This is a genomic window from Microcystis sp. LE18-22.4A (assembly GCF_027531105.1).
In the GTDB taxonomy this organism is placed as follows: domain Bacteria; phylum Cyanobacteriota; class Cyanobacteriia; order Cyanobacteriales; family Microcystaceae; genus Microcystis; species Microcystis aeruginosa.
The window spans coordinates 1-1,130 of the sequence record NZ_JAPZRB010000416.1 but is presented as its reverse complement, the minus strand read 5'-3'; the positions used below and the strand labels follow the sequence as shown (position 1 = coordinate 1,130).

At 35.3% G+C, this 1,130-nt stretch carries 1 protein-coding gene and 1 pseudogene; one reads left to right on the top strand and one right to left on the bottom strand.

Annotated features, from left to right (window positions below):
- Positions 1 to 140: 140 nt before the first annotated feature.
- Positions 141 to 617: pseudogene (locus O9295_RS18285) on the top strand (hypothetical protein); the annotation flags it as partial.
- 71 nt (positions 618 to 688) lie between these two features.
- On the opposite strand, the gene O9295_RS18280 reads toward O9295_RS18285, so the two are convergent.
- Positions 689 to 1,130, bottom strand: a 442-nt coding sequence (locus tag O9295_RS18280; RefSeq protein ID WP_288034346.1) for a VapC50 family PIN domain-containing toxin, incomplete at its 5' end; no start/stop codon positions are given.

The following is a 1,130-nucleotide window of genomic DNA, read 5'->3' as shown; positions in this document are numbered from 1 at the left end:
CTCAATTGTCTATCTTTTGGTATTAACCTGTTTGTGCCTTAAGTCCTTCCCTGTATGGATTTCAGCTACTTTTGAGCGTAGGCGCTCTCATCGAATTTTATTTTAAGTTAATTATTTGCATAACAATTCCCGAAGAGCCTGAACAAGCAGCTTATTATACTTCCTATACTCAAACCTTACGAGGAACAAGAAAGGGTAATCAGTTAAACTTAAATATCACGACAAAAATTGAGTTAGACACCCAAAAAACTCAAGAAATCTGGACGTTAACCGCAGATTATTTGAATACGGGACGAGTCGTTTATCAAAGACAACCTTGTTTATTGTCTCAAATCCGGTTTGCACCCGGAGCTAATAGCACCACCGTTAATCAATCGGTTGTGCGAGGGAGTCGAAATATTTATCTCTTAAGAGCGAATCAAGGACAGAGAATGGAACTGAAAATTACATCATTAGAAAATAATGCCGTATTTGATGTGATTGCACCGAATGGGGAAATATTGTAAACAGAAGCTACCCAATCTAGTCTAAAATTACCTGCTACTGGAAATTATGAAATAATTGTAGGGGGAACTCGCGGCAATGCCACCTATAAATTAAATGTTAAAATTCAATAAATAGGGTTGGCTGAAAAAGTTTGTTGGTGGGGTTAGGAGTCGGAAATGATATTCAGCAAGCCCTACTTATATCAAACAATTTTAGCTATCTTTTGACAAAAATTAGATAAGTTGGCTTTTTTATCTAAAAACTCTAGTAATTCAGCTAGAGATTTTTGAGGATTTTTATATTTCTTGACTTGCCGATTTAGACTGAATTTAATTTCTTCGGGATATTCATCGAACAAATGACTTAAAAAAGTATCAGGAGATTGAGCCTTTATACCCCAAGTTTCTAAAGCTGAAAGTGAAAAATCGGTAAGATTATTAGTTAAAATTAGATTAGCTTTAGCCATAACAGCAGTTGCTAAAACATGACGGTCTTTTAAGTCGTTTGTCATTAACTCAATTAAACCAGATGGCACTTCAACCATGGCTTCGGGAAAGGCTGCTTTCATTGTCTCCACTAAATTAAGGGCTTTTATTGAAGTTATATTATATCGATTAATCAGATTGCGGGTTGTTTCTTCTAAA